Annotated in this window: 8 protein-coding genes and 2 pseudogenes; 6 read left to right on the top strand and 4 right to left on the bottom strand. The window is 65.6% G+C overall.

Annotated features, from left to right (window positions below):
* Positions 1-870 (top strand): serine hydrolase (locus AZG88_RS15745; RefSeq protein WP_156517498.1); only part of this gene is annotated, 870 nt, incomplete at its 5' end.
* Between the two features lie 465 nt (positions 871-1335).
* Here the strand turns inward: AZG88_RS15745 and AZG88_RS49870 are convergent.
* Positions 1336-1530 (bottom strand): annotated as a pseudogene (locus AZG88_RS49870) (alpha/beta hydrolase); the annotation flags it as partial.
* A gap of 126 nt (positions 1531-1656) precedes the next feature.
* Positions 1657-2666, bottom strand: a pseudogene (locus AZG88_RS15735) (3-keto-5-aminohexanoate cleavage protein).
* Between the two features lie 202 nt (positions 2667-2868).
* On the opposite strand from AZG88_RS15735, the gene AZG88_RS15730 reads away from it, so the two are divergent.
* The 3 genes from AZG88_RS15730 to AZG88_RS15720 all read left to right on the top strand — a co-directional run bounded on the left by AZG88_RS15730 (position 2869) and on the right by AZG88_RS15720 (position 5914).
* Positions 2869-3873, top strand: a complete 1005-nt coding sequence (locus tag AZG88_RS15730) for an AraC family transcriptional regulator (RefSeq protein ID WP_061698195.1) — start codon at positions 2869-2871, stop codon at positions 3871-3873.
* Between the two features lie 216 nt (positions 3874-4089).
* On the top strand, positions 4090-4497 hold the full coding sequence (locus AZG88_RS15725; RefSeq protein ID WP_061045254.1) for a carboxymuconolactone decarboxylase family protein: 408 nt from the start codon (positions 4090-4092) through the stop codon (positions 4495-4497).
* Between the two features lie 58 nt (positions 4498-4555).
* Positions 4556-5914 (top strand): MFS transporter, encoded by a 1359-nt coding sequence (locus tag AZG88_RS15720; protein WP_061698194.1) that lies wholly within the window; start codon positions 4556-4558, stop codon positions 5912-5914.
* A gap of 23 nt (positions 5915-5937) precedes the next feature.
* Here AZG88_RS15720 and AZG88_RS53645 read toward each other — a convergent pair whose 3' ends face one another.
* Together AZG88_RS53645 and mihF are read right to left on the bottom strand one after the other, a co-directional pair.
* Complete coding sequence (locus AZG88_RS53645) at positions 5938-6174, bottom strand: hypothetical protein (protein WP_156517497.1); 237 nt, start codon at positions 6172-6174, stop codon at positions 5938-5940.
* Between the two features lie 262 nt (positions 6175-6436).
* On the bottom strand, positions 6437-6748 hold the full coding sequence (mihF, locus tag AZG88_RS15715; protein WP_061045255.1) for an integration host factor, actinobacterial type: 312 nt from the start codon (positions 6746-6748) through the stop codon (positions 6437-6439).
* 221 nt (positions 6749-6969) lie between these two features.
* On the opposite strand from mihF, the gene AZG88_RS15710 reads away from it, so the two are divergent.
* Together AZG88_RS15710 and AZG88_RS15705 are read left to right on the top strand one after the other, a co-directional pair.
* Complete coding sequence (locus tag AZG88_RS15710) at positions 6970-7224, top strand: hypothetical protein (RefSeq protein WP_231914023.1); 255 nt, start codon at positions 6970-6972, stop codon at positions 7222-7224.
* Positions 7225-8026: 802 nt separating this feature from the next.
* The gene (locus tag AZG88_RS15705; protein WP_037235132.1) at positions 8027-8272 is read left to right on the top strand and encodes a helix-turn-helix transcriptional regulator; all 246 of its coding nucleotides are present in this window, start codon (positions 8027-8029) and stop codon (positions 8270-8272) included.
* Positions 8273-8443: the final 171 nt, after the last annotated feature.

Raw genomic sequence — 8443 nt, 5'->3', positions numbered from 1 at the left:
CGAATCGGTGCATTCGGGTTAAGTCACACCCACTTCTTCTCGGACCAGATAATCGGCCGGAGTATCGCCGCCTCACACAACGTCGACGACGGAAAAGCCGTTGTGAATCCGGGTTTCTGGTTCTTCTCGCGCAGTTGCAACCCGACCGGATCGTTGATTTCCAGCGTGCGGGATCAGGTGCGCTACGCGCGCTTCCACCTCGGCGACGGCACTACACCCAAGGGAGATCGGTTGATGAGCAAAGACTCGCTCATCGCCATGCGTTCCAATCCAGGCGTCGGCGGCACGCTTCAGGTCGAACTCACCGGCATGGGAGTGTCATGGATGCTGCGGCCCTCCGCGGAGAACGAGACGATCGTCCAACATGGCGGGACCTGGGCGGGTCAACGATCCGGGTTCTTCATGGTGCCCAGCCGCAACTTCGCCATGACCGTGCTCACCAATTCCGAGGGTGGAGCGAAACTGCTCAACGAACTGTTCGCCGAGGACTGGTCGCTTCGCCGCTTCGCCGGAATCAGTAACCTGCCCGCGACGCCCCAGAAGTTGAGCACGGCCGAGTTGGCGCCCTACGAGGGGGCGTATGCCACTGACGACATCGATCAATCGGGCACCCTGGGGACCGTCGTGATCAACTTCCGCGGCAAAGACGGCCAGCTCGTCGGCAACATGAGCGACGCCCCGGATGGCACCTACCTGCCGGATGAGCAGACAGTCCCGAATCTCGGTCTTGCGCTTTACAAGACCGACTATGGGCTCGACCTTGGCCCCGACCTCAAACCCACCGGCACCCGATCCAACTTCGTTCGGGGGTCCGATGGGAATGTCACCTGGTTCAGCAACCACGGCCGGCTCTACCGGCACCTGCAATAAATAGCCGATCTACCCCGGGGAAGCCGGTGGCGCAATGCGAAATTTGAATCAGTTCACAGTCCTGGCTTTTGCTGTGGTTCTCGCCAGCGGGGCATGTTCGAGTTTCGCCTTCCAGCTCGCCGCCGACCACCGTGGACCATCCGCCGGCGCAGTTTGTCGAGGTGCCCTGCGCGAAGGGACTCCGTAACCGGTGCCACTACTGGCCAACGCTCGCTGCGGAGAGCTGGTCGTGCCGGTAAACCGCACAAAGGCAGATGGTCCGACTATGTGGTTGGCCATCGCGAGCATTCTCTCGGAAACGCAGCCACCCACCAAGGAACCAATCGTGGGGGCCGGATCGGTCATCTGATGCAGTGCCGGGGCGGCATAGTTGCCATAAGGTAGATTATCGCCACTTCGATAATGACTGCCTGACAGGATATTTGGTACGTTCTCCGGTCTCCGGCCTGCTCGTGGTGTTCGCAGGTGCACGGCGATCAGGACACCGGCGCTGTGCGTCACGAAGGCCACCGGCCCCTCGGCCTGGGCGAAGACCGCGTTGAGAGCGGCGATCCGGGCCGCCAGGCTCAGCTTGTCGTGCTCGAGCGGCGGAACGAGGCGCACCTGGTCGAGTCGATCGGCGAGCAGAATCTGCCAGTGCTCGGCGACGTGGTCACGCAGGCCGGGCGCGTGACCACGGTCGGCTAGCCGTTGCTGTTCATTGCTCTACCAAAGATGTTCTCTCACAAAAATGACCGGCGGGGCCCGACGTTCACGTCGGACCCCGACTTCGGTCAGCGGTTCAGGTCAGGCGTGCCGGGTGAAGCCGACCTGACCGGGCTTGCGGTTCGGCGCGAAGCCCAGCTTGGCGAGGGTCTCGTCCGCGTCGCGGTAGGTTTCGCCGATCCGGTAGATCTCGCGGGCCTCCTTGCCGGTGGCAACCTCGCGGCCGAGTTCGCCGGCGATCCGGACCAACTGCTGGATCTGCTGGACAGAGGTGAATTTCTCGCCCTTGCGGCCCCAGATGGTGTCTTCGTTGCCGCAGCGGGTGTGCAGGCCCATCGCGATCGCCATCGCGTTGACCGGCAGCACGCTCCGCATCAGCGTCTCGAGCGTCAGGCACGCACCGTCCGGGACCCGCTGGATGAAGTTCATGATGTTGTACGGGTTGGGGCCGTCGAAGCCGCCGCCGATGCCGACCCACGTCAGATTTAGTGGGCCGGTGTACACACCGCGGCGGATGAGCCGCTCGACGGTCTCGAGCTGGGGGATGCTCGACAGCTGGAAGTGCGGCTGAATTCCGGCCGCCTGCAGGCGACGCAGATGCTCCTCGACCCACGTCGGGCCTGCCGGTACCGTCATCTCCCGGTAGGTCTCCATCAGCTCCGAACGCGCGAGCGACGTGCCGGCGATGTCGTCGGCGGTCATCAACTCCATGATGTTCATCTGGCTGGTGTTGATGGCGATCGTGACCTGGTCCGGTGCGGGGTCGAGGTCGGCGAGCATGTGCCGCGTATCGTCGGAGAGCCACTTCGCATCGGCGCCCTCACCTTCGGGCGCGAACGAAATGGAGCCGCCGACCTGCAGGATCATCTCCGGCACCGCCTCGCGCAGCCCGGCGAGGAGCTCGTTGAACTTCGAGAGCCGCTTGGAGCCCTTTCCGTCGAGTTCGCGCACGTGGATGTGCAGGACCGTCGCGCCGGCTTCGTAGCAGTCCACCGCCTTTCGTCCGGCTCCCACTCCGGCCCGTACGGAGCGGCGGTGATGACCAGCTTCTCCTGGTTCTCGGGGACTAGCGCGTCGTCGTGGAAATACATTGTGAGACTCCATTTCTCGGTGGGGCGAACGAATGTGAGGGAGGGTTAGAAGGCCTGTCGCGCTGCCGGTCCTTGCCGTTCTCTCTGTGACTTCGCTAACAAGACCGTAGTCAGGAGACCCCCAACACACTTACCCTTGCGGGACATATTTATTAACTCTTAGGGACATCCCGGTCTCGCAGCGGGCCGGAGAGGAATCACGGTGTCGAAGCCCCTGGCGCGTTACGCCGCACTGACCGGATACGTCGAGCTGGGACGCTCGCTGTCGATCGACCCGGTCCAGCTACTGCGCAGCGTCGACCTCGACCCGGCGGGCCTCGAGATCCAGGACCGCTGGGTGCCGGCCGCCGCCGTTGCTCGCCTCCTCGAACTCTCGGCCGCCGCGTCCGGTCGCCAGGACTTCGCCCTCAGGCTCGCTGAACGTCGGCGCCTGTCGACCCTCGGCCCGCTGAGCGTGAGCATCCGCGAGGAACCGGATGCCCGCAGCGCGCTGCGGATGCTGATCCGCTACCAGCACACCTACAACGAATCCCTACACATCCGGGTAACCGAACGCGACGGTCTCTCCGCCATCGCGCTCCACGTCGAGCCCGGCGAACCGATGCCCGTTCGCCAGTCCGTCGAGCTCGCCACCGCCGTGACCCACCAACTGCTGCATTACCTTCTCGGGAACCGATGGCAGCCCGTGTCGGTGTGTTTCGAACACGGACGACCCGACGACGACAGCACCCACCGCCGCATCTTCGACGCACCCCTGACCTTCGGCGGCGACTACTCCGGGATCGTCACCTACACAAGCGATCTTGATCAGGTGAACCGACTCTCCGATCCGCTGCTGCGCAACTACACGCAGCAGTTTCTCGATGACCTGGCGGCGCCGGAGGAGCCCACCCTCACGCTCCGGGTCCGTGAACTCGTCGAACTCCTGCTGCCGACCGGCCGCTGCTCGGTCGAGCAGGTAGCCCGGAGCCTCGGTGTGGACCGGCGCACGGTACACCGACACCTGGCCAAGTCGAACCTGACCTTCACCGGGGTCGTCGACGCGACCCGCGCCGAACTCGCCCGGCGCATGGTAACGGGCCGGCGCCACACGTTCACCGAGATCTCCGAGATGCTGGCGTTCTCCGCACCCAGTAGCTTCTCCCGCTGGTTCCATCAACAGTTCGGCATGAGCCCGCGCGAATGGCGCAGGCGCTCGGAGGGCTGACCGATCGCCCGGGCCGGTGTGTGAACGAACGGTTCAAGGCCGCCGAGAACCTGAACGGTCCGTTCACGCGGAAGCTGTCCCGAAATGTACAGAATGACGTCCCGGAGGGTTAATTACCCGGAGCGCGCCGGAGCTAACGTGATGCGCACCACATCCGCTGTGAAGGACAGCCTGCATCGCACCCCATTTGCCCCTTCTCTGTGAAACGAGTGCCGCGTGCCGACGAATCCCGACCCGATCCCCACGCCGACCCTCGACGCCATGCGTCGTGACGGCAACTGGAACCCCCTGTGGAACACCCTGTCTGACTGGGATCCGGAGTGGACCGAGCAATTCATGGCGATGAACGCCACCCCGGTCCGACGCGGGGTCTTCACTCCCGAGTTCGTCGAACTCCTCAGCATCGCGATCGACGCCGCCGCGACCCACATGTACGCACCTGGCGTGCGACGGCACATCCGGATGGCCCTCGAACTCGGTGTCTCCCGCGAGGAGATCCTCACCGTTCTGCAGATGGTCAGCGTCCTGGGTATCCATGCCTGCAACCTCGGCGTCCCCATCCTCGAGGAGGAACTCGACGCTCACGAACGTCGCCAGATCGCCGCGCCGCGCATTGCCCCCTGATCCCCGACGTCCGCACCATCACCCCCCACTTCGGTCCAGTCGCCCCCCAGGAGCCCCAATGGGACTGTCCACCACCACCGATCAGCCGGCCGAACCCGCCGTCGACCCCCAGTTCACCGGGACCGCCGCCGAGCGACCCGCGACCCGCCGCCGGATCTACCCGTGGCTCGTGTTCGCGCTCACCTTCGCCTTGCTGCTGTCCGACTACATGTCCCGCCAGGTGCTCAGCGCAGTCTTCCCGTTCCTGAAAGCCGAATGGGCCCTGTCCGATTCCCAGCTGGCCTCGCTCACGAGCATCGTCGCCCTGATGGTCGGCCTGCTCACCTTCCCGCTGTCGCTGCTCGCCGACCGTTGGGGCCGGGTGCGGTCGCTGATCCTGATGGCGGTGCTCTGGAGCATCGCCACCCTGTTCTGCGCGGTGGCGGCCAACTACGAGCAGCTGCTCGCCGCCCGCTTCCTCGTCGGGGTCGGCGAGGCCGCCTACGGCAGCGTCGGTATCGCGGTGATGCTCAGCGTCTTCGCGCCCCGCGTCCACTCCACTCTCAGCGGTGCGTTCATGGCCGGCGGCTCGTTCGGTTCGGTCGTCGGCGTCTCACTCGGCGGAGTCATCGCTGTGCACCTGAGCTGGCGGTGGTCGTTCGCGGCGATGGCGGTGCTCGGCCTGATCCTCGTCGCCATGTTCCGGGCCGTGGTCACCGAACGCCGGCTGGCCGCGCACGCGGTCGACCAGGACGCCGCGCCGGTCGCTCGCTCCGACAGCCGCCCAATCCGGGTCCCGGTCTCGACGCTGTTCACCAACCCTGCCGTCTGGTGCGCGTACCTCGGCGGCGGACTGCAGATTTTCACCTCCGCCGTGCTGCTCGCCTGGACCCCCAGCTTCTTCAACCGCTACTACGGCATGGCTCCGGACAAGGCCGGCGTGATCGCCTCGGTCTTCGTGCTGCTGATCGGCACCGGCATGGTGGTGTGCGGCATGATCACCGACCGTGTCAGCCGCCGCAACCCGGCCGGGAAGTGGTCCAGCGCCATCGCGTTCTGCGTCATCTCGCTGGCCGCCCTCGGCATCGGACTGCAATTGGAGACCGGTGCGGCGCAGCTGACCCTGATCGGCATCGGCGCCTTCTTCTCCGCCGGTTCCTCCGGTCCCACCGCGGCGATGGTGGCCAGCCTGACGCACCAGTCGGTGCGGGCCTCCGCACTCGGCAGCCTCACCGTCGCCAACAACATCCTGGGACTGGCCACCGGACCGTTCGTCATCGGCATCCTCGCGGACCATCGTGGCCTGCTCGGTGCACTGCAACTGGCCCCGCTGGTGTACCTGCCGGCGATCGTGGCACTGTTCGTCGGGAGGCGGATGTACGCGGCCGGCGTCGCGAAGCTCGCGGCGCAGAGTGCCGCTGCAGCAGCCAAGGCCTGACCCGCGGCCGCCCGGCTCGCCGGTCACGCCGAAATCTTCACCAAGGCGAGGCTCTGTGCTGTGCCGACATCGTTGATGGTTCGATCGCTGGCGCGAGTGTCGATCAGCCGCTCCCGGATCGTGGCGAAGGGGTCGGGATTCCGGACGAGGTGGCGGTGTACCGCCTGGCAGACCGGCTCATCCGGGAATGGGCGCAGCAACCGCTGAGATAGACCCGCACGCAGCGGATCGGCCCCGGAAGTGTCCGAAGGGTCCGCCATTACCGATCAGGTTTGTCAGGCGCGGCCGAGTAGGTGCCAGGGACAGCAGGTCGATCTTCGGCTCGCACCATCCGCCGCTGAGAGCAAAGAGCAACAGGCCGCCACACACCAATCTGCGGAACCCCGCAGATCAGGACCGGGAACGAGTCACCGGTCTGGGTAGTGAGTGGCGACCTGTTGCTCGTCGCGATCGTCACAGTAGATCGCCCCACCGACAAAAGCGCCGAAACACAGGCGTCCGCGGCCGACCACCACGAGCAAGTCAGGCGATGATGCCCAGAAGCGCGTGACGCTGATTCGTTCCAAGACCGCCGACCCTCCGGGTCTCAGCGATCGACAGATCCTCGAGGATCTGCGCCGCCTTCACCGGACCGACACCGGGAAGCGCCTTCACCAGAGCCGAAACCTTGGTCTTCTTCGCAACCTCGTCGGTTTCCGCCTTCGCGAGCACATCGGAAACCGTGAGCTCACCGGACTTGACCGCGGCGAGGAGCTCCCCGCGCGCCTTCCGGGCCACAGCGGCCTTCTCCAATGCTTCAGCGCGCTGCTCGGGCGTCAGAACGGGCAATGCCATCAATGGACTCCTTACTGCTCTGACCGGCCCAGACGGCCGGCCTCGGATGAGATCGCGCCATTCACGTAGGCGCCGACGTAGGGCGACGCCAGCGGTCGGCGCTTCCCTCGCCGACCGCTGGCGGCGTGACCAAGGGTAACACTAGAGTCGAATATGTGTTCGAACGATGGAGAGCCGTATACGACCCGAAACCGTGGCGAGAAGTGCGCCCACCGCGGCCCGTGACCATCGACGTCTCTGCCGCAATGGCTCACCACGGCGGCCGCGCCGCGAACGACCTTCCCCTTCGAGTCCGCGCAGAGGGACTCGACCTCGACGTCCAAGTCCCCGGGTTGCTCCATGCCTGGGCACGTACCTCCCGCGGCGAATGGCTCGCATCGTGCACCTTCACCATCCCCACCGGCAACAAGTTGGGAAGTCTCGAGGTCACGCACTGGTGCCCCGCAGCGGCCGTCACCGCCGCCGACCAGGCCTGACCCATCCGCTGCATTCCTACTGCCTGGCGGTGGTCATTGCGTGAGGAACCCGTGACCCGATGTGCTGCACCCGGATCCAGGCAGAAGCCGGCGACCTATTCCTGATCGCGGCCCCGCCGCGGACTGCAGGGAATGAATGACCCCCAACACCGGACAAAATGTAGGCGCAACCCAGGTATGGCGCGCTGGTCGAAGCAAACCGTCGTCGGGGCCATTCGGATCCGAAATCGACCGGCTCCTGGCTCGACTCGACATCGACGGCAGCAAATATTGCAGGAATGTTTCACTCGATCATCTCGACCGGCGTTCGTACGCGCTCGCCTATCGAGGCCACAGCCACGCGAAGGTGCAGTCCGGCGTGAACTTGGGCCGCGAGATGCCTGCCATCTCCTCGTCCGGGAGATCGGGCCCCTCGGGAAGCGAGCCGATCGGGTCCGCCGGACCCCGTGACGCGATCGTCCCGGGCGGTCACTAGACTGATGGGCGTTCTGGTGAACATCCCCCCAATTTTGTTTCCAGAACACCCCCTGTGGCCCGACATCACCCCCCGATGCCGGGCCACACCCCTGTAGTAGCGACGACGAAACATCGCCCCCACGAGCGGGAACCGGTCGAAGAAACGGCTACCGGACCCCCGAACGCGTGCGTGGGCATTACAGCACGCCGTTGTAGAGTCATGGCGGGGAAAGTCCCGCACCGCCTGGCGTCGTATCGCAGCCCGTCTGCCGGGCCGACCGCCGGGCAGCAACCGGACTACCACCCGCATCGTCGACGGGCGATGAACAGGAAGGACCCTCACCAGATGGCCAACCCGCATCGACTGACCACCGATCAGGTCATCGACCTGATCAAGGAGGAAACCGGTACCGAACTTTCGGTCTCGACGTTCCGTGGGTACGTCTCTCGGGGACAAGCGCCGGCGCCGGTGGAGAAGATCGGCCGCACCCCGCTGTGGAAGCGCTCGGAAATCGTCGAGTGGGCGAACAACAGACCGGGGCAGGGCGCGCGCACCGATATCCGCAAACCCCGCCGGCGCCGCGCCGAGTGAGCACCTTCCCTTCTTACGACATCGACGGCCTGGAGGCCGGTCCGCGGGAGTTCGCCCACACCTGAAAGCCGGTCCGCACTACGCCAGCGGGATCCGGCGCGGGGGAGTGGTGGTGTACACAGGCGGAGGTGGGCACATGCTCCACGTGCTCCTGTCAGCGGTCATGTAATT

Source organism: Rhodococcus sp. LB1, assembly GCF_001583455.1.
Taxonomy (GTDB): Bacteria; Actinomycetota; Actinomycetes; order Mycobacteriales; family Mycobacteriaceae; genus Rhodococcus_F; species Rhodococcus_F opacus.
This window is presented reverse-complemented; position numbering and strand designations above follow the sequence as displayed.

Coding starts and splice junctions, on each gene's coding strand:
- mihF (WP_061045255.1), bottom strand. CDS start 6,748: ATGGCATTGCCCGTTCTGACGCCCGAGCAGCGCGCTGAAGCATTGGAG.
- AZG88_RS15720 (WP_061698194.1), top strand. CDS start 4,556: ATGGGACTGTCCACCACCACCGATCAGCCGGCCGAACCCGCCGTCGAC.
- AZG88_RS53645 (WP_156517497.1), bottom strand. CDS start 6,174: ATGGCGGACCCTTCGGACACTTCCGGGGCCGATCCGCTGCGTGCGGGT.
- AZG88_RS15705 (WP_037235132.1), top strand. CDS start 8,027: ATGGCCAACCCGCATCGACTGACCACCGATCAGGTCATCGACCTGATC.